Source organism: Pseudonocardia sp. Cha107L01, from assembly GCF_052566575.1.
The window spans coordinates 6,759,339-6,780,224 of the sequence record NZ_CP199579.1; the positions used below are offsets into that span (position 1 = coordinate 6,759,339).

Sequence of the window (20,886 nt, forward strand, 5' to 3'; positions counted from 1 at the left end):
TCACCTCATCCCAGCCAGCACCAGGACGGAGTGCACATGGACATCCGGGACTTGCATCTCAACCTCGCCGAGTGGAACGAGCTGATCGAGCGGTGCCTGGCCGACCCCGGGTCCGAGCCTGTGCTCAATCTCGACCGGGACCCTGAGTCCGGCACTGACTCCGGCGCTGACCCGGGCTACGACGCGGTGTTCGTCGGCGGTGGTGCCGGCGGCCGGTTCGGCGCGGCGTACATGAGGGCGATGGGCGGGCGGCCGCTGATCATTGACGCCTGGCCGTTCCTCGGCGGCTCCTGCCCGCACCAGGCGTGCGTGCCGCACCACCTGTTCTCCGAGGCCGCGGAGGAGCTGGACCGGATGCGGTGGTTCTCCGACGAGATGTTCTTCCCGAAGTTCGACGCCTCCCGGGCCAGCATCCTGGAGCTGGTGAAGGTGTTCGTGGCCGGGCGGGGCAGCGCGCACGCGTTCATGAACTGGCAGACGAAGGAGCAGCTGGACGTCGAATACGTGCTGAACGCCCGCGCGACGATCGTCGACAAGCACACCGTGCAGGCCGCCGGCCGGACGTTCCGGGCCAAGAACCTGGTGCTCGGGATGGGCGCCCGGCCGGTGAACCCGGACATCCCCGGCCTGGACAAGCGGGGCGTCTTCGACTTCGTCGGGCTGGTCGAGGAGCTGGACTACGAGCCCACCCGCTGCGTGATCATCGGTGGCAGCAAGGTCGCCATGGAGTACGGGTCGTTCTTCCACGCCACCGGGTGTAACACCACGATCGTTTCGCGCTCGCCGCTGATGCGGACCAAGGCGCTGCACCACGTGGACGAGGACCTGCGGCAGTACGTGGTAGGCGGCATGCGCAAGCGCGGCATGGAGATCCTCGAGGGCGCGCAGCCGGTCTCGGTGAACGGCGGCGACCGGGTGCGGAGCGTGACCGTCGCGCTGGCCTCCGGCGAGGTCGTCGACATCGAGACCGACTTCGTGTTCATGGGCACCGGCGAGCGCCCGAACGTCGCGCAGGCCCGGCAGGTGATCGGCATCGAGGTCAGCCCGAACGGCCGGGCGGTGGTCGACAAACGGATGCGGACCAACGTGCCCGGGGTCTACGCGATCGGAGACATGATCGATGGCCCGATGGAGATGTTCAAGGCCCGCAAGTCGGGGGTGACCGCCGCCCGGAACATCATGGGCGAGGACCTCGAGTTCGACTACACGGAGTTCCCCGACTTCCTGCACACCACCTACGAGGTCACCTGGGTCGGGCTCACCGAGGCCGAGGCCCGCGAGCGGCACGGCGACGATGTGATCATCATCCAGATGCCGCCCTACGTGGAGGGCCTGGACACCCCCAACCTGCCACTCCCCTGCGCCGAGGGCACCATGCTCTACGCCTTCCGCCGCCCGGAGCTGAGTGGGTTCCAGAAGCTGGTGGTGCACGGTGCGTCCCGCAAGGTGCTCGGTGCGCACCACGTCGGCTACGGGGCCAAGGACGCCTTCCAGTACCTGGACTACCTCATCCAGCAGCCGGGGGGCCTGACCATCGATACCCTCGGCTGGATGAACGAGCTGTTCCTCAACCCGGAGCACTTTGTGCAGCTGTCCCGGTTGCGGGCCGGAAAGGCGCAGCTCAAGCACCTCTAGGTGAACAGAGTCGGAGCACCGCCGGACACCAGGAACACCACCGGGCCGGTGACCTGGCCGCCACGGATGGCGGCCAGCAGCCCGGCCATCGCCTTGGCCGCGAAGATCGGGTCGAGGAACACGCCCTCGGTCCGGGCGACCAGCGCCGCCGCGACGTCACCCTCCGGGGAGCGGCGACCGTACCCAGGTCCGACGTGGCCGCCGAGCACACACGGCGGGCGGGTCGGCGCCGGAATGCCGATCCGGTCGGCGACCTCGCGGCCGAGCCTGCCGATGCGGGCCACGCACTCGTCCACCGGCCTGCTGACGGTCACGCCGATCACCTGATAGCCACTGCGCTGCCACGCAGCGCCGGCCCACAGCCCGGCCTGGGTGCCGCAGGATCCGGTGGCCAGCCAAAGCTGGGCGGCGGCGAGCCCGAGTTCGTCCAGCTGACCGGCGAGCTCGAGGCCGGCCGCGAGGTAGCCCAGCGCCCCGGTCGCCGTCGCGCCACCTCGACCGACCGGGTACGGCCGGCGTCCCTCGGCACCCAGCTCGGCGGTGATCTCCTCGATGGCCCCGTCGACCGAGGCGCGGTCGGGGTCACCGGTGAACCGGATCTGCGCGCCGGCCATCGTGGCCAGCAGCATGTTCCCGGACGGCGGCACCGGATCCCCGTAGCAGACCAGCACGCTGTCCATGTCGAGGTTGCGGGCCCCGAGCGCGGCGAGCATCGCCCAGTTCGAACCCGGTCCGCCGCCGGTCACCAGGCAGTCGCACCCTTGTTGCTGAGCCTCGCCGAGCAGGAACTCCAGCCCTCGGACCTTGTTGCCGCCGAGGCCGAGTCCGGTGAGATCGTCACGCTTGAGCCATACCTCCACCCCGGCGGCGGCCGACAGCCGAGGGGCCGGGCGCAGCGGGGTCGGCAAGGTGGCCAGCCGTACCCTCGGCTGCGCCAGCAGGCCACTCACGGCGGCCCGACCGGCTCACTCACACCCCCGACCACCCGGTCCACGAACGCGGTCGTGGCGCCGAGCGCGCGCCCCGGGTCGGAGGCCTCGGCGATCTCGGTGGCGTCCAGCAGACCGTCGGCGAGCAGCCGATCGGCCAGGTCGGTGCCGTCAGCCCGGGCGGCCATCGCGGCCGCATAGACCGCCTCGTGCGCGGAGTGCTTGCCGATGCGCTTGGCCAGCGCCGCCATCAACGGCTCGGACAGCAGCGAGCCGCCGTGGGTGTCGAGATTGGCGCGCATCCTCGCGGCGTCGACCTGCAGGCCCTCCAGCAGCCGCGAGGCGAACCCGAGCGCCGCCCCGGTCAACTGACTGGCCTCGGGCAGCACCAGCCACTCCGCCTTCCAACCCCGCCCGTCCCGCTCGTGCAGGGCGACCAGGCCCTCGACCGCGACGCCCGCGTCGGAGCGGACTATCCGGGCCAGCGTGTCCAGGTGCTCGGACAGCTCCGGGTTGCGCTTGTGCGGCATCGTGATGCTGCCGACGGTGCCCTCGGTGAACGGTTCGGCCACCTCGCCGATCTCCGGGCGCTGCAGCTCGAAGATCTCGTTGCCGATCTTGGCCAGGGTGCCGGTGACCAGAGCCAACAACATGACGAACTCGGCGATCCGGTCTCGGGCGGTGAGCCACGGGAGCTCCGGTACGCCGAGGCCGAGCTGAGCGGCGAACCGGTCCAGCAGCGGCAGAGCCTCCTTGCCCCAGAACTCCATGGTGCCCAGCGCCCCGCCGAGCTGGACGATCTCGACCCTGGGCCGCAGCTGGGCGAGCCGCTCCCGGTGCCTGGCCAGCTCGGCTGCCCAGACGGCGGCCTTGAACCCGAAGGTGATCGGCAGCCCCGGCTGGCCGTGGGTCCGCCCGCACATCACGGTGTCCCGGTGTCGGCGTGCCAGCTCGACGGATGCCGCGTGGCACCGGTCCAGGTCGCGGTCCACGATGTCGGCGACCGCGCGCATCGTCAGCCCGAACCAGGTGTCGGTCAGGTCCTGGACGGTAGCCCCGTAGTACACCCATTCGCGGGCCGCCTCGGGCAGCACCGCGCGCAGGCAGCGGATCAGACCGAGCGTGGAGTGCCCGCTGGCCCGCGTCCCGACGCCCACCTCGGCCAGGTCCAGCCGCTCGACCCGCGCGTGCCGCTCGATCGCGTCGGCGGCACCGGCGGGCACCAGACCGACGTCGGCCTGAGCGTGCGCGAGCGCCACCAGGATGGCCAGCCAGGACCGGGTACGTCCGGTGTCGTCGAACAGTTCGTGCAGCTCAGGCGTAGTCCACAGGTGGCCGTACAGCACCGAGTCGGTCAGGTGCGAACTCATAGCAGGAGCTTCCGCAGGCCTTCGCGGACCTCGTCCAGGTTCGCGCCCCACGGCACCACCGCGGTGTCCTCATCGACCTCGAGTCCGCGCTCCAGCAGGCAACACTTGGTCAGCGTCAGCGATGCGCCACCCGAGGTCGCCGCGCGGGCCCGGGGGCACAGGTCGACCCGGGCGGGTTCGTCACCGTAGAAGTGGCGGTGGAACTGGACCGAGCGCTCGCAGCCGATCAGCAGCCAGTCGGCCCGCTCGGCGGGCCGAGTATCCAGGTAGGCGACCGACGCGCCGCCGAGGTCGACGCCGGACCCTCGGCACGGCAGCAGGTAGCTCTCACAGGGGTGGGTGGCGGCGAGGTCCTCGACCCGGACGGCGTCCAGCACCAGCTGCACCGGCGGCAGGTCCTCGTCGAACTCGACGGCCTGGCGGGCCTGGGCCAGCAGCTTCGGCGGTTCCGGCGGGACGACCTCGGTCACCCGCACCCGGATCGGCTCGGGGTGGTAGATGAAGTTGACGTGCTCGAAGCGGCCGAGCACGACCGTGGTGTCCGCACCCGGTACGGCGGCGCCGGCCAGCGCGGTGGCGTTGCCGACGTCGAGATCCGGTTCATGTACCCACGCCGTCCGGTCGGGGCCGGAGATGACCCGGGCGGCCACCACCGGCGCGAACAGCGGCCCGGTGCTCGCCTTGCGCACCTCGACGAGCGCGGTGGCCGACCCGTTGCGCAGCGCCAGGAAGTCGGTACGGCGGTAGACCTCCCGACCGTCCAGATGGGACAGGATGGCGTGCTCGGTCAGCGGGATGTCCACCTCCTGCACCGACAGCCCCCGGTACGGGTGTGCCCGGGTGTTCGGCGTCGGCTCCGGGATCGGGATCACCATCACCGCACGGCTGTGTCGGCGCGCAGGCCGAGGCGGAGCGTCTCCAGCGCGAGGACGTCGTCCACCGCGATGTTGCCCAGGTTGACATCCGGCCCGAACCGGCGGATGAACCAGGCCTGCTGCGCCTTGCACGGTGCCTCGAATATCACCCGGTCGACCGGTACGGAGCCCACCAGGTCCTCGACCAGCGCGGTACGGATCGACCCGTCAGGCTCGTAGAGGCCGACCGTGCCGGACTCCCGACCCTCCGCGACCACCCAGGTGGCGCCGGCCGCGAGGTCGGCGTGCATCTCCCGCGCCCACGCCGCCGCCGCGACTGGAGCGGCGGCATCCTTCGCGCCGGCCTCGGCCAACACGATGAACTCGGCCGCGAGCTCGGCGACCAGCTCGCGTTTGCGGCCGGCAGGCAGCCAGCCGAGCCCGTTGGAGACCTCCAGCGCGTCGATGCCCTCGGCCGCCGCCCATGCGGCGAGTGCGCCGAGTTTGTCCTGCGCCACCGCGATCTCGAGCAGGGTGCCGCCGAGGCAGACCTGGATGTCCTCGCGCTGGTAGGCGGCGACCCGCTGCTTGAGTGCTCGGTCGAGGTACCCGATCCCCCAGCCGATCTTCACCACGTCGATGAAGTCAGCGGCCGAGGACAGCAGACCTTCGACCACCGCGGCCGGCGCGCCCTTGTCCAGCACGTGCGTCACACCGGTCGACCTCGGCTTCGCGGCCCGCTCCGGCAACCGCAGGAAATCGGGACAGTCCCACATGAGGAAAAGCTACGGCGCACGAGGAACTCAGGCCTCGTCCAGCGCGGACGAACCCGACCCCGCGCTTTGTCCGCCGAGGACGTGTCCACACCCACCACTACCTGGTGTGATAGGCGTCCGGTGGTACGAGTTCCGCCAGCCGGACGACGCTGTGGGCCCGCACTCGCCAGTACCGTATCTGTCCGGGCGCGGGCCGCCAAGTCAACGCCTGGGGAGCCTCTGTGGGCGCCGAGGAGTGCACCGTGACGACGGACGCGTCGACCAGCAGGCCCGCTGACAGCGGGACCGGTACCGCGCTGCGGCTCTACGAGCGGATGGTGTTCATCCGGCACTTCCTGACCAAGGTCGACGTGCTGTACCGGCAGGGCCGGGTGCGCGGGCCGGCGCATCTGGGCATCGGCCAGGAGGCCATCGCGGTCGGCGGCGCCTCGGTGCTCGGCGAACACGATCAGTCGATCGGCACCTACCGTGGGCACGCCCACGCACTGGCCCGAGGAGCCTCCGCCGAGGCGGTGCTGCGCGAGCTGACCGGCCGCGGCGGCGGTATCTGCGCTGGCAAGGGCGGCTCGATGCACATCACCAGCGTCGAGCATGGCTACTACGGCTCCTATGCCATCGTCGGCGCCCACCTGCCGATCGCCTGCGGGCTGGCCTGGGCAAACGTGCTACACGGCAACGACCGGGTCACCATGTGCTTCTTCGGCGACGGCGCGGTCAACATCGGCGCCTTCCACGAAGCGGTCAACCTGGCCGCGGTGTGGCAGCTGCCGCTGGTCTTCGTCTGCGAGAACAACCAGTACATGGAGTACACCCCGATCGCCGAGGTGATCCCGGTGGCCCGCCCGGCCGCCGACCGGGCCGCCGGGTACGGGCTGGACGCGGTCGTGGTGGACGGCAACGACGTGCTCGCGGTGCGCGAGGTGCTTGGCGAGGCGGTGGCCCGGGCCCGCGACGGTGGTGGGCCTGCGTTGATCGAGGCCAGTACCTACCGGATGTGCGGGCACTCGTGCGCCGACCCGGGGGCGTACCGCCCGGCCGACGAGGTCGCCGAGTGGGCCACCCGCGACCCGCTGTTACGCCAGGCCGGCGTGTTGGCGGCGTCCGGCGTCGCCGAGGCCGACATCGCGGGGGTGTCGGCCAGGGTGGGCGCCGAGGTCGACGCCTTGGCGGTCCGGGTGCTCGCCGCTCCCGCGCCGAACCCGGCGACGGCCTGGACCGACATGTGGAGCGACGGGACCTCGACATGGCGCAACTGACCTACCGGCAGGCCGTCGCTGCCGCGCTGGCGCAGGAGATGGAGCGCGACCCCCGGGTGGTCCTGCTCGGCGAGGACATCAGCTCGGGCGGGGTGTTCAAGACGACGCTTGGCCTGCGTGAACGGTTCGGCGAACGGCGGGTGCGCGACACCCCGATCTCCGAGCAGGCCATCGTCGGCGCGGCCATGGGCGCCGCGATAGCCGGTCTGCGGCCCGTCGCGGAGATCATGTTCTCGGACTTCTATGCCACCTGCTGGGACCAGGTGGTCAACGAGATCGCCAAGGCCCGCTACACGACCGGTGGCCAGCTGTCGCTGCCGCTGGTGATCAGGGGGGCCAACGGCGGAGGCCTCGGCTTCGGCAGCCAGCACAGCCAGGCCGTCGAGAACTGGGCGATGTGCGTACCCGGGCTGAAGATCGTCGCGCCGGCTCATCCGGCCGACATGCTCGGGCTGCTCGCGGCGGCCATCCGCGACGACGACCCGGTACTGGTCTTCGAGCACAAGGCACTCTACGGCGGCAAGGCCGACTGCCCGGACGGTGAGCACGTCGTACCGCTCGGGCAGGCGGCGCTGCGCCGGACCGGCGACGACATAACCCTGGTCGGGCTGGGGCTGACCGTGGGCACCTGCGAGCGGGCCGCGGACACGCTGGCCGGGCACGGCGTTGCCGCTGACGTGCTCGACCTGCGCACCCTGGTCCCACTGGACGCCGCCGCCGTGCTGGCCTCGGTACGGCGCACCGGCCGGATCGTCATCGTCGAGGAGAACCCCGGCCAGCTCGGTTGGGGCGCCTCGATCGCCGCGCTGGTCGCCGAGGAAGCGTTCCACCACCTGGTCTCCCCCGTCACCAGGGTGAGCGGCGGCAACGTCCCGCTGCCGGTCGCCGCGCCGCTGGAGGCCGAGGTCAGCGTCTCCCCAGAGCGGGTCGTCGCCGCCGCGCTGGGCCTGCTGCGCCCCGCGACCGCCGGATCGACCTCGGCTCCCGGCCTGACCTGAAGTGAACCCCCGCGGCCCCCTCGGCTACGCATCGGCGCGCAGCCAGAGCATGAAGGGAAACAGCAATGGAGATCCGTAGCGAGGAAGTACTGCTCCCGGTATCGGCGGTGTCTGCTTTCCCGAGGCCACACTGGTTGCAGGGCCGGGTGTTCGGCAGCCAGTACGAGCCGACCTACCGCAGCCACAACATCCGGGTCACCTACGAGGACGCGAGCAAGATCGTCGCCAGGGAGCAGGAGCTCGCCGGTCTGGACATCCTGTGCGACGGGGCGCAGTACTACGAGTGGGAGGCGCCCGGGTTCCAGCTCGAGCCGATCTTCCACTACATCCCGGAGATGCTCGGCGGGATCACCAACTACGGCCCGCCCGGGGACGGCGCGAAGTACAAGCCGTTCTACAAGGGCACCGTGAACGGCAAGGTCGAGTGGGTCCGCCCGATCTTCGAAGGCGTCGTCTACGCCATGCAGAACGCCACCGACCGCCCGTTCAAGGTCGCATTCCTCGGCCCGGCCCAGCAGAGCGTCATCCTGGACGACCAGCACTACGGCGACGGCGTCGAGCTGGCCAAGGACATCGCACGGGCGCTGAACAAGGAGCTGCACTTCCTGCAGGACATGGGGCTGGAGGCGGTGCAACTGATCGACGTGCTGCCGCCCTACACCCAGGACATGTGGCAGATCGAGTGCCAGGAGATCTTGTTCGAGGGCATCAACATGATCAAGTTCTGGCACGTCTGCTACGGCAGCGTGGATGGCCAGCGCGACGTGTTCGACGACCACGCCGCCACCATGATGCCACTGTTCGCGGCCTCCCCCGTCGACGTCATCCATCTGGAGTTCACCAACAAGAACTTCAGCGAGCTCGACGCGTTCGGGAACTTCCCGGCCGACAAGGTGCTCGGGGTCGGCGTGGTGGACGCGAAGAACACCATCGTTGAGTCGACCGACCAGATCGCCGACCGGATCCAGCGCGCATTGAAGATCATCCCGCCGGACCGGCTACTGGTGGCGCCGGACTGCGGCCTCGGCTATTTCAGCCGGACCACCGCCTACGCCAAGCTGCGCAACATGGGGGCGGCCGCCAAACAGGTCCGAGTCGGCCTGTAGCCACCGGGGGTGGCTCGTGACGCCGACACCGGCCGGCCCGACCTTGTCCGGGCCGGCCACGGTGCTGGGTGGACCTCGTCCGGGGCGGCCGAACGCGGACCCGGACTTTGGCCGGGCGGGACGTGTCCCCGACCACACTCCGGACCGTAGCTTTCCGAGGTGACCAGGCTCGTGGTGCTCGGCGGCGGCGCGGCGGGCATGTCCGCCGCGTCCGCCGCCCGCCGGGTCGACCCCGCGCTGGAGATCGTCGTCCTGGAGGCGACCGGCTTTGCGGCCTACGGGATGTGCGGCCTGCCGTACTACCTCGCCGGCCTGATCGAGCGGCCGGAGGAGCTGGTGTCCTACCCGCCGGAGTACTTCCGCGACCGCCGCCGGCTCGACCTGCGGCTGCGCGCCGAGGCCGTCGAGCTGGACGCCGATCAGCGTGTCGTGCATTACCGGCACGAGGGGCGGGAGCAGCGGATCGGCTTCTCGGCGCTGGTGGTGGCCGCCGGCGGCGTCCCCGGCTTCCCGCCGCTGCACGGGCTGGACGGTCGGCCGACCTTCACCATCCGGGCCATGGAGGACGCCATCGCGCTGCGCGCCCTGCTGGACACCGGGTCGGTGCGCGATGCGCTGGTGGTCGGCGCGGGCTACATCGGGTTGGAGCTGGCCGAGGCGCTGCACGGCCACGGCTGCCGGGTCACCGTCGCCGAGCGGCTCGACCGGGTGCTGCCCAACCTGGACGAGCCGCTCGCCGCCATCGTCGAGGAGCACGTCCGGGAGCGGGCCGAGCTGCGGCTGGGCGTGGACGTATCGGAGCTGCTGGCGAATCGAGCGCCATGGCCGGACGTCGTGGTGGTCTGCGCCGGGGTGCGGCCGGCATCCACCATTGCCGCCAAGGCCGGCGCCCGTACCGGCCCGGGCGGGGCGCTGCTGGTGGACGACCGGATGCGGACCAGCCTGCCCGGCGTCTGGGCGGCCGGCGACTGTGTCGCCCCGTACCACCGGGTGCTCGGCCGACCGGCGTTCGTGCCGCTCGGCCCGGCGGCGAACAAGACCGGCCGGGTCGCCGGCACCGTCGCGGCGGGTGGCGACGCGGTGTTCGCCGGCGTGGTGGGAACAGCCGTGGTCAAGGTGTTCGAGCTCGAGGTGGCACGCACCGGGCTGACCCTGGCCGAGGCGCGGGCCGCCGGGATGACCGCCACCGCGACCGACGTGGTGAGCCGCAGCCGCGCGAAGTACTACCCCGGGGTTGAACCGCTGCACGTCCGGCTGGTGCACGAGGCGGGCGGGCGGCTGCTCGGCGCCCAACTGGTCGGCCGGGAGGGCGCCGCCAAGCGGGTCGACGTGGTGGCCGCGGCCCTGCACGGTGGGCTGTCGGTGGACGATCTCGCCGCCTTCGACCTCTCCTACGCGCCGCCGTACTCACCGGTGTACGACCCGTTGACGGTGGCTGCCCAGGCGGCGCAGCGCGTCGTGCACGAGGCAGCCGCATGACACCCGGCGAGCGGATCGCGGTGGTCACCGGCGGTGCCTCCGGCATCGGCAGGGCGACCTGCGCGCGGCTGTGCGCCGACGGCTTCGCCCTCGCCGTGCTCGACCTGAACTGCGACGGCGCCCGCGAGGTGGCCGGCCCCGGTGGCCTCGGCGTCGGGGCGGACGTCACCGACGCCGCCCAGGTCGAGCAGGCGTTCGGGCAGATCACGCAGCGGTTCGGGCGGATCGACGTGCTGGTGAACAACGCCGGGATCAGCGGTTCGCCGGAGGCCACCAGCTGCCACCAGACGCCGGTGGCGGAGTGGGATCGGGTGTTCGCGGTGAACGCCAGGGGCCCGTTCCTGTGTGCCAGGGCCGCGCTGCCGGTGATGCTCGCCCAGGGCGCCGGGCACGTGATCACGGTGGCCTCGGTCGCTGGGCTGGTCGCGTTCCCCGGCCGTAGCGCCTACACCGCGTCCAAGGGTGCCGCGCTGATGCTGGCCCGCTCGATCGCCGCCGACTACGCGCACGCCGGCATCCGTTCCAACGCGGTCTGTCCCGGGATGGTGGAGACGCCGATGACGCAGTGGCGGCTGGACCAGCCCGCGCTGCGGCACGCCGTCGAGTCGCGGATCCCACTGGGCCAGGTCGCCCAGCCCGACGAGATCGCCGATGCGATCGCGGTGCTGGCCTCCGGGCGGCTCGCGTACATGACGGGTCACGCGCTGATCATCGATGGAGGGTGGACAACTCTATGAACAGGCTCGAGGGGAAGGTCGCCCTGGTCACCGGCGCGGGCTCGGGCATCGGCCAGGCCGCCGCGCTGCGTTTCGCCGCCGAGGGCGCGGCGGTGGCCACGCTGGATCTGAAGGCCGAGGCGGCAACGGCCACCGCGATGATGATCGCCAAGGAGGACGACGGCCAGTCGCTCGCACTGGCCGCGGACGTCTCCGACGCTGAGGACATCGAGGTCGCGGTGGACCTGGCGGCCCGGGAGTTCGGGCGCATCGACATCCTCTACAACAACGCCGGGGTGAACAGCTCCGGATCGGTCGCGGTGGCCGAGGAGGACGACTGGGACCGCTGCTTCGCGGTCAACGTCAAGGGCACCTTCCTGTGCTCACGGGCGGCGCTGCGGCACATGGGCGAGGGCGGCTCGATCATCAACCAGGGCTCGGTGTCGGCCATGGTCGGGGTGCCGAACTTCGCCGCCTACTGCTCCGCGAAAGGTGCCGTGGTCGCGCTGACCCGCTCGATGGCGCTCGACCTGGCGCCGCGCGGGATCCGGGTCAACGTGATCTGCCCCGGCACCGTCTACACGCCGCTGATGGAGCCGATGCTGCGCGCCAGGGGCGACGGCGACCTGCAGGTCGGGCTGGCGAAGACGCTGGTCAAGTACCCGATCGGCCGGCTGGGTACGCCCGAGGAGATCGCGAACGTGGCGTTGTTCCTCGCCAGCGACGAGGCCTCGTTCCTGACCGGCTCGGTGATCACTCCGGACGGCGGGATGACGGCGCAATGAGCTCCTTCCACCTCAAGCCGCACAAGCGGGCCTCGCTGTCCGAGGCAGCCGCGCTGGTCACCGACGGCGCGGTGGTCGCGCTCGGCGGCGGGCTGTGCGCCCGGCTGCCGATGGCGCTGGTGCGCGAGCTGATCCGGCAGGGCCGCCGCGACCTGCACCTGGTCGGTTCGGCGCACAGCATCGACGTCGACCTGCTGATCGCGGCCGGCGCGGTGAAGGTCTGCGAGGAGAGCTACGTGGGGTTCGAGCAGGACCTCGGGCTCGCGCCGGCGTTCCGGCGGGCCGCCGAGACCGGGACGATCGAGGTGCGGGAGAGCTGCTGCGTCACGGTGCTGGCCCAGCTGCGGGCCGCCGAGATGGGGCTGCCGTTCCTACCGGTGCGCGGGGTGAAGGGCACCGACATCGGCCGGCTGCACGGCGAGTACGGCATGGTCGAGTGCCCGTTCACCGGCGAGCAGCTGGTCGCCGTGCCGCCGCTGGCGCCGGACGTTGCGTTGCTGCACGCCCCCATGGGCGACCGGCACGGCAACCTGCACCTGGATCAGCCGTTCGTGCTCGACGAGCGCTTCGCGGCGGCTTCGGGCATGGTGCTGGCCACCGTGGACCGGCTGGTCTCCACCGAGGAGGTCGCCGCCGCCGGCGTGGTCATCCCGGCGCACGCGGTGGCCGCCGTCGCCGAGATCCCGTTCGGGGCGCACCCGTCATCCTGCTACCCCAGCTACGGCTACGACCGGCCGCATCTGGCCAGCTACATTGCCGCCGCGAGTGCTGGCGGCGCGGCCATCGCCACCTACCTCGACCGGTACGTCCACGCCGGGGAGAAGGCCTACCGGCTCGATGTGGACGCGGACCGGCTGGTCGGCTGGTCCTTGTCGGTGCAGAACTGGCAGGAGCTGTTCTCATGAGCGAGCTTGCGAGCGCACCATCCGTGGAGCGCGCCAGCGGCGGCTGGACCATCGACGAGTGGTTCGTGGTGGCGTTGGCCCGGACCATCCGGGACCGCGAGGTCGTCTTCCACGGTTTCGCCAGCCCCTGTGCGCAGGTGGCGATGCACGTGGCCCGGCGGACGCACGCCCGCGATGTGCTTTTGGTGGAGGGCGCGACCTACGCCGTCAACCCCGATCCGGTCTTCATCCCGCCGACCAGCAACGACCTGGCGCTGCACCGCGACGCGGTCTACCGGATGCGGTTCGAGGAGTTCTTCGATGCCGCCACCCGGGGCGCGGTGGATCGGATGTTCCTGTCCGGTGGCCAGATCGACGGCTACGGCAACACCAACGTCACCGCCATCGGCGACCCGGCCCGGCCGAAGATCAAGCTCGGCGGCGGTGGCGGCGGCTGCAACATCTCGGCCACCATCGGAACGCTCACCCTGTGCACCACCCGTCACCGGTCCGGGCGCACCCTGGTCCCGAAGCTGGACTTCCTCACCGACATCGGCCATGTCACGCCGTCCGGGTCGCGGGCCGAGCTGGGCTACGCCGGTGGTGGCCCGCAGTGGCTGATCACCGAGCTCGGCGTGTTCGACTATGGCCCGGACGGCCACGCCCGGCTGCGGGCCATCTGGCCGGACGTCACCGTGGGGGACGTCCGCGACGCCACCGGATTCGAGCTCAGGGTTGAGCTGGAGCACGGCATCCTGCACCCGCCCAGCACCGGCGAGCTGGCGGCGCTGCGTGCGGTCGACCCGCTCGGGGTCCGCCGTCTCGAGTTCGGGCCGGACGAGCTGAAGCGCCGGTTCGACCACCAGGGGTCGACGTCGTGCGCCTGCTGACCGCGCTGTTCTCGCCCCGGCGGGTGGCGCTGGTCGGCGCCTCCGACCGACCCGGAACCCTCGGAGCGCTGCTGGCCGCCAACCTGGAGTCCTTCCCCGGCGAGGTGGTCGCGGTCGGCGCTGGGGGCACGCTGCGTGACGTCGAGGGTGAGATCGACCTGGCCGTCGTCGCGGTGCCCGCCGCCTCGGTGCCCAGGGTGGCCGCCGACGCCGCCGCCAAGGGCGTGCACGCGATGGTGGTGCTCTCCGGCGGGTTCGCCGAGACCGGCGCGGAAGGCGCCGCGCTGCAGGCCGAGCTGGTGGCCGCCGCCCGCGGCCCTGGCGGACCGGTGCGGGTGATCGGGCCGAACTGCTTCGGCATCCAGAACTGCGACCTGCCGCTCAACGCGTCGATGGCGGCCGGGCTGCCCCGAGGCGGCGGCGGGATCTGCCTGGTCAGCCAGTCCGGCGCGTACGGGATGGCGATCTACACGGTGGCCACCGACGAGTGCGCGCGCTTCGCCAAGATCCTGGCGCCCGGCAACACCTGCGACGTGACGATCGCCGAGCTGCTCACGGAGCTGGTGGCCGACCCGTCGGCGGCGACGCTGTGCTTCCTGCTGGAGTCCGTCGCGGACGGGCGGGCGTTCGTCGAGCAAGCTCGGCTGGCCACTCCGGAAAAGCCGGTCATCGTGGCCAAGACCGGCCGGTCGGAGGCAGGTGCCCGGGCGGCGAGCTCGCACACCGCCGCGTTGGCCGGCTCGGAGGCGGTCTGGCGCGGGGTGTTCCGCCAGGCCGGCATCGTCGAGGTTCGTTCCGGGCAGGAGCTGCTGGACGCTGCCAGGGCACTGGACGGCCAGCCGCTGCCCGCCGGTCCTCGGGTGGGCATCGTGACCAACTCCGGCGGGGTGGGCGTCGAGCTGGCCGACCTGCTCGCCGACGAGGGCCTCTCGGTGCCGGCGCTGTCGCCGCCGCTGCAGGACAAGATCCGCGACATGCTGCCGGCGTTCGCCAGCCCGGTGAACCCGGTCGACGTCACGCCGGTGTGGTCGCGGTACGCCGAGCTGTACTCCGGGCTGACCGACCTGCTGGCCCGCTCGGGCGAGGTGGACGTGGTAATCCCAGTGCTGTTGCAGCGTGCCGCGATGGACACCCCGACGGCGCGGCAGCTGCGCGACGCGGTGGTGGCGCTGCGGGCCGACGGCGTCGGGGTGCCGGTGCACGTGTGCTGGGTGGCGCCGAGGCAGGCCCGGCACAACGCCGAGCTGCTCCAGGAAGCTGGCGTGCCGTGCTTCGAGTGGCCGGCCCGCACCGCGCGCGCGGTCGGGCACGCCCGGCGCTACGCGCTGGCCCGGGAACGGACCGCTCCGCCGCCGCCCGGCCCCGATCGCCGGGTCGGCCCGGTACCGACGGACCCGGCGGGAGCGGCCGAGGTGTTGGCCGAGTTCGGGATCCGCACCGTCGCCTCGGTGTTGTGCAGCACCACCGAGGAGGCCGTCCGGGCGGCCACCGAGTTCCCGGTCGTGGTGAAGCTGGCGGCTGCCGCGCACCGGACCGAGCTGGACGGCGTCCGGCTCGGCCTGCGCACCCCCGCCGAGGTCCGCGCCGCCGCCACCGGGCTGCTCGCGCTCGGCCACGGCGAGGTGCTCGTGCAGCGCCAGCTCGACGGGGTGGAGGTCGCGGTCGGGGCGCTGCGCGATCCGGTGTTCGGCCCGGTCGTGATGGTCGGTCTCGGCGGGATCTGGGTGGAGGTGCTCGCCGACGTGGCGTTCGCGCTGGCCCCGCTGCGCCGGGCGGAGGCCCGCGAGCTACTGGCAGGGCTGCGCGGCTTCCCGCTACTGACCGGCTCACGGGGTGGCCCGCCGGTGGATCTGGACGCACTGGCCGACGTGGTGGTGGCCGCCGGGAACCTGCTGCTGGCCGCCGACGACGTCGCCGGGCTGGACCTCAACCCTGTGTTGGCGACGCGGGACGGCGCGATCGCCGTTGACTGGAAAGTATTGTCCTAACGGGACGAGATCCCGGTCACATTCTTTGGTCTTCTAGGCCAACGACCTGCGGTTTTGCCCGGCGTAGCGTCTCAGAGCACCCAATCCACCCGGCGAGGAGCAAGAGATGCGAGTCGGATCCGAGGACATGCTGCTCCCGACCACGATGGTCGGCAACTATCCGAATCCCCGGTGGTACGACGGTCACGGGTTCGCCCATTTTCCCAAGGGCGAGTTCATCTACGACGCGATCAGTAGGGAGGCGTTCGAGGACGCCGTGCTGGCGATCGTGCACGACCAGGAGGCGGCCGGGCTCGACGTCATCTCCGACGGCAAGGTGTACGGCGGTGACTCGCCGTACGCGCAGATCATCTACCACTACTACGAGCGGATGACCGGCTTCAAGCCGTCCGGGACGAACATCGGGCTGCCGATCTACTCGACGCTGTACTCGCCGACGGTCGTCGGGGAGGTGACCAGGGCGCACCCGTTCCACCTCGCCACTCTGCGGGCGACCCGCAAGGCCACCAAGAAGCCGGTGAAGATCTCGTACGTGGGGATCCAGGTCCTCGCCGCCGCGGCTACCAACAACTACTACAGCGACACCCGTGAGCTCGGGATGGCAATCGCGAAGGCATTCAACGAGGACTTCAAGGAGCTCGAGGCCAACGGCTGCGACATCATCCAGCTCGACGAGTTCGTGTGGCCGTACGGGATGGGCGACTGGGAGGTCGACGCCATCAACGCCGCCATGGACGGCATCAGCTGCGACTTCTGGGTGCATACCTGCTGGGGCAACTACTCCGGTACGCCCGGCTACTTCCCGGAGGAGAACGAGAAGGACTTCGGCGCTTGGGTGCTGGACAAGCGCACGGCGGAGTCGTCGACACCCGAGCGGGCCGCCGCGATCTTCCCGAAGGTCAAGGACACCAACATCACCGCGCTGAACTACGAGGTCGGTCGGATGGGGCCGGATGACCTCAAACCGCTGGTGGAGCACAACTGGGATCGGCCGTTCGTGGCCGGCGTCATCGACGTCAAGTCGACCATCACCGAGACCGCCGACGAGGTCGCGGACCGGATCCGACAGGTCCTGGAGTTCGTCCCGGCCGAGAAACTCGGGCTGTCCACCGACTGCGGCCTGATCAACCTGAACCGGATGATCTCGGCCAGCAAGCTGCGCGCGCTGGGCGACGGAGCCGCCATCGTGCGGGCCGAGCTGGCAGCCAAGTAACCAACCCCGGTGAGTGGCGAGCGGCGCTCGAGGCCGCTCCGCCACCCACCGGGGCGAGCGGAACGGACATGCGATGACCGAGCCAGCCAGGAGTGAGGTCGCAGCGGACGACAAGGTCACCAAGATCCCTCGGCTGCGGGACCTGGGGCGGCACCATCACAACGGAGAACATCAACGCCCGACATTTTGTGAACCTGACCTGGGTGTCCAGGACGATCGCGCCCCGGGTCATCGACGCGGACGCCCTGTTCGCCGGGCACGTCCAGCGGTACGGTCAGTGAGTTCGATGCTCGGCCGAGAGTTGTTCCCGGTCGGATGCCGGAGGCGGGGCCAATGACGACCTCGATGGCGATGGGTCTCCCGGGGGTGAGCCTCGTCCCCGGCGACCACATCTGCGCGTTCTACCGGGGCGCCACGCAGCGCGACGAGCTGTTGGTGCCCTACCTGCGGGAGGGGTTGCTGGCCGGCGACAAGTGCATCTGCGTCACCGACGATCCGGATGCTGGCCAGACGGTTCGCACCCTGGCCGCCCAGCTCGACGTGGACCTCTCGCTCGCCACCGGCCAGCTCGAGTCGATGCACTCCGAGTCGAGCTACCTGGTCGGCGGCTGCTTCGTCATCGACCGGATGATCGAGTTCTGGGACGGTGCCGTGGGCGGCGCGGTGCGCGACGACGGCTACCGGTTCGTGCGCGCGGTCGGGGAGATGACCTGGGCGCTGCGCGACCTGCCCGGCGTCGAGCACCTGCTCGCCTACGAGGCCAGGCTGAACGAGTTCCTTCCGCGCTACCCGCAGGTGATCCTGTGCCTGTACGACCTGGAGCAGTTCTCGAACGGGGAGATCCTGCTCGACATCCTGCGAACCCACCCGAAGGTTCTGCTCAGCGGCCAGTTGCTGGACAACCCGTGGTACACCGACCCCGAGGTGTACCTGGCGAGCCACTCATGACAGGTCGGCCATGACCGCCGACGCGATCCTCAGGGCGGAGGCGGCCCGGTGACGCTGCTGGGGCAGGATGCCCCCAGCCAGCTGGAGCGCGGGCTGCTGTCCAGCCTTCGCAGCCTGCTCGTGCTCGGCAAACTGATGACCGAGGGTGCCGACGAGCAGCAGATACTGGAGCTGGCGGTGACGGCGGCGCCATCGCTGGCTCGCTGCAGCGTGGTGTCTGTCGAGCTGGCCTGGGGCCGGCGTCGGGTGGCCGGCCTGGAAGCCCAGCTCGCGCTGGTCGGCGCCACCGGCGGGCTCGTCGAGCTACCCACGATGGGTTGGGCGTGGGCCTACCCGCTGAGCAGCATCGCCGGCCACCTGGGGCACCTGGTCATCGGCGCGTCCACCGAACCGTCCCCCGAGGAGCAGTTCCTGCTCAGGTCGCTTGCCCAGCAGGCCGGTGGCGCACTGGCCAACCAGCGACTGCACGCCCAGGAGCAGGCCACCGCCGCCGAGCTCTCGACGCTCAACGAGCGACTGCGCGGCACCGTCGGAGCCCTGCAACACAGCATGAACATCCACACCCGGCTGACCGCGGTCGCGGTGTCCGGCGAAGGCAGCGAAGGGATCGCCCGGGCCGTGCACGAGCTGACCGGGCTGCAGGTCGCGATCGAGGATCGGTACGGCAACCTGCAGGCCTGGGCCGGCCCAAACAGGCCGGACCCGTACCCGAAAGACTCCCCGGCCCGTCGCGAGCGGCTGATCTGCCGGGCGAAACGGGCCGTGCGACCGATCCGCGACGGCGCAAGGATCCTGGCACTGGCGCACCCCCAGGGCGACACCCTCGGTGCGATCGTGCTGGTCGATCCGACGGCCAGCGCGAGCGAGCAGGCACTGATGGCGCTCGAACACGGCGCCACGATCCTGGCTATGGAGCTGGCCAGGGTCCGCAGCCTGGCCGAGAGCGAGCTGCGGCTGCGCCGCGATCTGGTGGACGAGCTGCTCAACGGCACCGACGAGGAGAGCGGTCTGGCGCGCGCCATGGCGCTGGGCTACGACCTGCAACGTCCGCACCGGGTGGTGGTCATCGAGGGCCGGGGCCGAACCCGCGACAACGACACGTTCTTCCAGGCCGTGCGCAGGGCGGCCAGGGACGAACCGGCTGGGACGCTGCTTGCCGCGCGCGGCGCCGAAGTGGTGCTGCTGGCCGACCGTGAGCCGGACTGGGAGAGCCTGCGCAGGTCGGTGATGCGCGAGCTGGGTGGTGGCCGCGCCCGGATGGGGGTCGGCGAGTGCTGCGAGCGGGTCAATGAGTTCCCGCGTTCGTACCGGCAGGCCAAGCTCGCGCTGCGGCTGCCGGCGACCGCCGAGTGGGACGATCGCTCCATCCGCTTCGACGATCTCGGCGTGTACCGGCTGCTGGTGGGCATCGAGGACCTCAGCGAGGTGGAGCGGTTCGTTCAGCGCTGGCTCGGTGACCTGCTGGCCTACGACGAGCAGCGGGGCTCCGAGCTGGTCCGCACGCTGTCGCAGTACCTGGCGCGCGGTGGCAACTACGAGCTGACCGCCGAGTCGCTGATCGTGCACCGCAACACCCTGAAGTACCGGCTACAGCGGATCCGCCAGATCGGCGGCCTCGACCTCAGTGACCCGGACACGTGCTTCAACCTGCAGCTGGCGACGCGGGCCTGGAGCACCCTCCGCGTACTGCGCTCCAGATAGTGCATCTGTCGCATCGGGGGACAATCGCCGCCGATCGTCCTGGACGTCTACGCTCGGCCATGAAGCGCTCTAGGTCTGGCGGGATGATTTGGTCGTTCTCCGCGACGACGTAATGGGTGCGGTGCTCGCGCCAGGCCGGCGGGCCGGACACGAACCCGAAGCGGGCGGCGTCGCTGGGCCCTTGCACGGCCGCCATCACGCGGGCCTCGACGGGGTCGACGTCCGGGCAGGTCTCTCCCTCGTCTGGTGCGAACGCCGCGACGTACACCAGCGCACTGACGTTGGCGGCGTTATGGGCGGCTTGTGTGATGACGACGCCACCGAAGGAATGGCCGACGACGACCACTGGGGTCCCCAGTTCGTCGAGCACGCCGCGAACCTTGGCGACATCGTCGGCGATCGAGGACAAGGGTTGCTGGACGGCGACGGCGCGATGTCCGGCATCCTGCAGGATCGGCAGAACCTGCCTGCGCGTTTCGAGGCGGCGCTGACTGCTCACCGAGCAGGGACGTGCTGCGGGTCGGCCACGGTCTCGTGGAGCTTGGCCAGCGCGGCGCGGATGCGGGATTTCGCAGTACCCAGCGGAATCGCTTCGAACGCGGCAAGCTCGCGGGCGGTGAACCCGTACACAGCACTGAATACCACGGCGCGCGCCTGCTCAGGGGGAAGCGCCGCCAGCGCCTGACGTAGCCCGGCAGACGTTTCCTCGGCCACCGCCTGATGCTCCGGGCCGTCAACGACGGCCGCGACGAGCAAGTACAGGGCCTCTGTCTCGATCGGGAACGGGCGCCGGACCCGCGCGGCGTCGACCGCGAGGTTGTGCGTGATGCGGATCAACCACGAGCGCACCGACCCGCGGCCGCCATCAAAGGTCGAGCCGCGCGTCCAAGCTCGCTCGAAGACCTGTTGCGCGATGTCCTCGGCCAGGCCGCGGTCACCGACGACACCCAACGCAACGCCGAACACGATCCGCTGAAACCGCTCTACGAACGCCACCGTCAGAAGAGGATCCCCCGCGCAGAACCCGGCCAGCAGCAGATCATCCGGAGTGCCAGCCAGGTCAGGCAGCGATGCTAGAGACACATCCAGGTTCACGGACTCCGTCATGGTCCGGCTCAACCGCTCGGCGGGAATCATGCGGATGCCCATCACAATCCGGACACGGCCACAGCGCACTCCACCGGTCCTAGCCCCTCCACGATCGCGGCAGTCGTATGGCCGCCGCGTCCGAGCGGGTGCTGTGGGGCCGTCACCGGGGCTCATGGCAGGGAGGCGCTCGTCCCCGACCACCATCACGCAGGTCTGGGTCCGGCTCGCCGAGCTCCCGACCACGCTTACGGGGCCGGTGGGCACCGCAC

20 protein-coding genes are annotated in these 20,886 nt (G+C 71.0%); 14 read left to right on the forward strand and 6 right to left on the reverse strand.

The features are described from left to right. Positions 1–36: 36 nt before the first annotated feature. The gene (locus ACTXG6_RS31815) at positions 37–1,635 is read left to right on the forward strand and encodes an FAD-dependent oxidoreductase (protein WP_445183101.1); all 1,599 of its coding nucleotides are present in this window, start codon (positions 37–39) and stop codon (positions 1,633–1,635) included. On the opposite strand, the gene ACTXG6_RS31820 is transcribed toward ACTXG6_RS31815, so the two are convergent. From ACTXG6_RS31820 to ACTXG6_RS31835, 4 genes are read right to left on the reverse strand one after another with little or no spacing between them, the layout of a single operon-like run. After that, the gene (locus ACTXG6_RS31820; RefSeq protein WP_445183102.1) at positions 1,632–2,585 is read right to left on the reverse strand and encodes a 1-aminocyclopropane-1-carboxylate deaminase/D-cysteine desulfhydrase; all 954 of its coding nucleotides are present in this window, start codon (positions 2,583–2,585) and stop codon (positions 1,632–1,634) included. The genes ACTXG6_RS31815 and ACTXG6_RS31820 overlap by 4 nt on opposite strands. After that, on the reverse strand, positions 2,582–3,934 hold the full coding sequence (locus tag ACTXG6_RS31825) for a class-II fumarase/aspartase family protein (protein WP_445183103.1): 1,353 nt from the start codon (positions 3,932–3,934) through the stop codon (positions 2,582–2,584). The genes ACTXG6_RS31820 and ACTXG6_RS31825 overlap by 4 nt, the downstream gene beginning before the upstream one ends. Further along, positions 3,931–4,809, reverse strand: a complete 879-nt coding sequence (locus ACTXG6_RS31830) for a DUF7714 family protein (protein WP_445183104.1) — start codon at positions 4,807–4,809, stop codon at positions 3,931–3,933. Before ACTXG6_RS31830 ends, ACTXG6_RS31825 begins: the two co-directional genes overlap by 4 nt. Then, on the reverse strand, positions 4,809–5,564 hold the full coding sequence (locus tag ACTXG6_RS31835) for a phosphosulfolactate synthase (protein ID WP_445183105.1): 756 nt from the start codon (positions 5,562–5,564) through the stop codon (positions 4,809–4,811). Before ACTXG6_RS31835 ends, ACTXG6_RS31830 begins: the two co-directional genes overlap by 1 nt. Before the next feature lie 242 nt (positions 5,565–5,806). Between ACTXG6_RS31835 and ACTXG6_RS31840 the strand changes: the two genes are divergently transcribed. The 13 genes from ACTXG6_RS31840 (at position 5,807) to ACTXG6_RS31900 (ending at position 19,528) form a co-directional block, all read left to right on the forward strand. Further along, positions 5,807–6,820: a thiamine pyrophosphate-dependent dehydrogenase E1 component subunit alpha gene (locus ACTXG6_RS31840; protein ID WP_445183106.1), complete on the forward strand. Its 1,014-nt coding sequence runs from the start codon at positions 5,807–5,809 to the stop codon at positions 6,818–6,820. Next, positions 6,808–7,818, forward strand: coding sequence for an alpha-ketoacid dehydrogenase subunit beta (locus ACTXG6_RS31845; RefSeq protein WP_445183107.1), 1,011 nt, complete (start codon positions 6,808–6,810; stop codon positions 7,816–7,818). The genes ACTXG6_RS31840 and ACTXG6_RS31845 overlap by 13 nt, the downstream gene beginning before the upstream one ends. Positions 7,819–7,883: 65 nt before the next feature. Next, the gene (locus ACTXG6_RS31850; protein ID WP_445183108.1) at positions 7,884–8,924 is read left to right on the forward strand and encodes a hypothetical protein; all 1,041 of its coding nucleotides are present in this window, start codon (positions 7,884–7,886) and stop codon (positions 8,922–8,924) included. Positions 8,925–9,083: 159 nt separating this feature from the next. Then, positions 9,084–10,403: an FAD-dependent oxidoreductase gene (locus ACTXG6_RS31855; protein WP_445183109.1), complete on the forward strand. Its 1,320-nt coding sequence runs from the start codon at positions 9,084–9,086 to the stop codon at positions 10,401–10,403. Next, positions 10,400–11,140: an SDR family NAD(P)-dependent oxidoreductase gene (locus tag ACTXG6_RS31860; protein WP_445183110.1), complete on the forward strand. Its 741-nt coding sequence runs from the start codon at positions 10,400–10,402 to the stop codon at positions 11,138–11,140. The genes ACTXG6_RS31855 and ACTXG6_RS31860 overlap by 4 nt, the downstream gene beginning before the upstream one ends. Next, positions 11,137–11,904 carry an SDR family NAD(P)-dependent oxidoreductase gene (locus ACTXG6_RS31865; protein ID WP_445183111.1) on the forward strand — a complete coding sequence of 256 codons (768 nt, stop codon included), beginning with the start codon at positions 11,137–11,139 and terminating at the stop codon, positions 11,902–11,904. The genes ACTXG6_RS31860 and ACTXG6_RS31865 overlap by 4 nt, the downstream gene beginning before the upstream one ends. Next, entirely contained in the window at positions 11,901–12,809 is a 909-nt protein-coding gene (locus ACTXG6_RS31870) for a CoA transferase subunit A (protein ID WP_445183112.1), read from the forward strand. The genes ACTXG6_RS31865 and ACTXG6_RS31870 overlap by 4 nt, the downstream gene beginning before the upstream one ends. After that, positions 12,806–13,678, forward strand: coding sequence for a CoA-transferase subunit beta (locus tag ACTXG6_RS31875; RefSeq protein ID WP_445183113.1), 873 nt, complete (start codon positions 12,806–12,808; stop codon positions 13,676–13,678). Before ACTXG6_RS31870 ends, ACTXG6_RS31875 begins: the two co-directional genes overlap by 4 nt. Continuing rightward, on the forward strand, positions 13,666–15,666 hold the full coding sequence (locus tag ACTXG6_RS31880; protein ID WP_445183114.1) for an acetate--CoA ligase family protein: 2,001 nt from the start codon (positions 13,666–13,668) through the stop codon (positions 15,664–15,666). The genes ACTXG6_RS31875 and ACTXG6_RS31880 overlap by 13 nt, the downstream gene beginning before the upstream one ends. Before the next feature lie 106 nt (positions 15,667–15,772). Further along, on the forward strand, positions 15,773–16,879 hold the full coding sequence (locus ACTXG6_RS31885; RefSeq protein ID WP_445183115.1) for a cobalamin-independent methionine synthase II family protein: 1,107 nt from the start codon (positions 15,773–15,775) through the stop codon (positions 16,877–16,879). A gap of 92 nt (positions 16,880–16,971) precedes the next feature. After that, the gene (locus tag ACTXG6_RS31890; RefSeq protein ID WP_445183116.1) at positions 16,972–17,160 is read left to right on the forward strand and encodes a hypothetical protein; all 189 of its coding nucleotides are present in this window, start codon (positions 16,972–16,974) and stop codon (positions 17,158–17,160) included. Between the two features lie 52 nt (positions 17,161–17,212). Then, positions 17,213–17,827, forward strand: a complete 615-nt coding sequence (locus tag ACTXG6_RS31895; RefSeq protein ID WP_445183117.1) for an MEDS domain-containing protein — start codon at positions 17,213–17,215, stop codon at positions 17,825–17,827. A gap of 48 nt (positions 17,828–17,875) precedes the next feature. Then, a complete protein-coding gene (locus tag ACTXG6_RS31900) occupies positions 17,876–19,528 on the forward strand; it encodes a PucR family transcriptional regulator (RefSeq protein WP_445183118.1) in 1,653 nt (550 codons plus the stop codon). On the opposite strand, the gene ACTXG6_RS31905 is transcribed toward ACTXG6_RS31900, so the two are convergent. Together ACTXG6_RS31905 and ACTXG6_RS31910 are read right to left on the reverse strand one after the other, a co-directional pair. Continuing rightward, complete coding sequence (locus ACTXG6_RS31905; RefSeq protein ID WP_445183119.1) at positions 19,470–20,027, reverse strand: alpha/beta fold hydrolase; 558 nt, start codon at positions 20,025–20,027, stop codon at positions 19,470–19,472. The two genes, ACTXG6_RS31900 and ACTXG6_RS31905, sit on opposite strands and share 59 nt — an antisense overlap. Further along, positions 20,024–20,677: an RNA polymerase sigma factor gene (locus ACTXG6_RS31910; protein ID WP_445183120.1), complete on the reverse strand. Its 654-nt coding sequence runs from the start codon at positions 20,675–20,677 to the stop codon at positions 20,024–20,026. Before ACTXG6_RS31910 ends, ACTXG6_RS31905 begins: the two co-directional genes overlap by 4 nt. Positions 20,678–20,886: the final 209 nt, after the last annotated feature.

Excerpts from the sequence above, each read along its gene's own strand:
- ACTXG6_RS31815 (WP_445183101.1), top strand. The coding sequence starts at position 37 with ATGGACATCCGGGACTTGCATCTCAACCTCGCCGAGTGGAACGAGCTG.
- ACTXG6_RS31825 (WP_445183103.1), bottom strand. The coding sequence starts at position 3,934 with ATGAGTTCGCACCTGACCGACTCGGTGCTGTACGGCCACCTGTGGACT.
- ACTXG6_RS31830 (WP_445183104.1), bottom strand. The coding sequence starts at position 4,809 with ATGGTGATCCCGATCCCGGAGCCGACGCCGAACACCCGGGCACACCCG.
- ACTXG6_RS31835 (WP_445183105.1), bottom strand. The coding sequence starts at position 5,564 with ATGTGGGACTGTCCCGATTTCCTGCGGTTGCCGGAGCGGGCCGCGAAG.
- ACTXG6_RS31845 (WP_445183107.1), top strand. The coding sequence starts at position 6,808 with ATGGCGCAACTGACCTACCGGCAGGCCGTCGCTGCCGCGCTGGCGCAG.
- ACTXG6_RS31850 (WP_445183108.1), top strand. The coding sequence starts at position 7,884 with ATGGAGATCCGTAGCGAGGAAGTACTGCTCCCGGTATCGGCGGTGTCT.
- ACTXG6_RS31860 (WP_445183110.1), top strand. The coding sequence starts at position 10,400 with ATGACACCCGGCGAGCGGATCGCGGTGGTCACCGGCGGTGCCTCCGGC.
- ACTXG6_RS31865 (WP_445183111.1), top strand. The coding sequence starts at position 11,137 with ATGAACAGGCTCGAGGGGAAGGTCGCCCTGGTCACCGGCGCGGGCTCG.
- ACTXG6_RS31870 (WP_445183112.1), top strand. The coding sequence starts at position 11,901 with ATGAGCTCCTTCCACCTCAAGCCGCACAAGCGGGCCTCGCTGTCCGAG.
- ACTXG6_RS31875 (WP_445183113.1), top strand. The coding sequence starts at position 12,806 with ATGAGCGAGCTTGCGAGCGCACCATCCGTGGAGCGCGCCAGCGGCGGC.
- ACTXG6_RS31885 (WP_445183115.1), top strand. The coding sequence starts at position 15,773 with ATGCGAGTCGGATCCGAGGACATGCTGCTCCCGACCACGATGGTCGGC.
- ACTXG6_RS31895 (WP_445183117.1), top strand. The coding sequence starts at position 17,213 with ATGACGACCTCGATGGCGATGGGTCTCCCGGGGGTGAGCCTCGTCCCC.
- ACTXG6_RS31910 (WP_445183120.1), bottom strand. The coding sequence starts at position 20,677 with ATGGGCATCCGCATGATTCCCGCCGAGCGGTTGAGCCGGACCATGACG.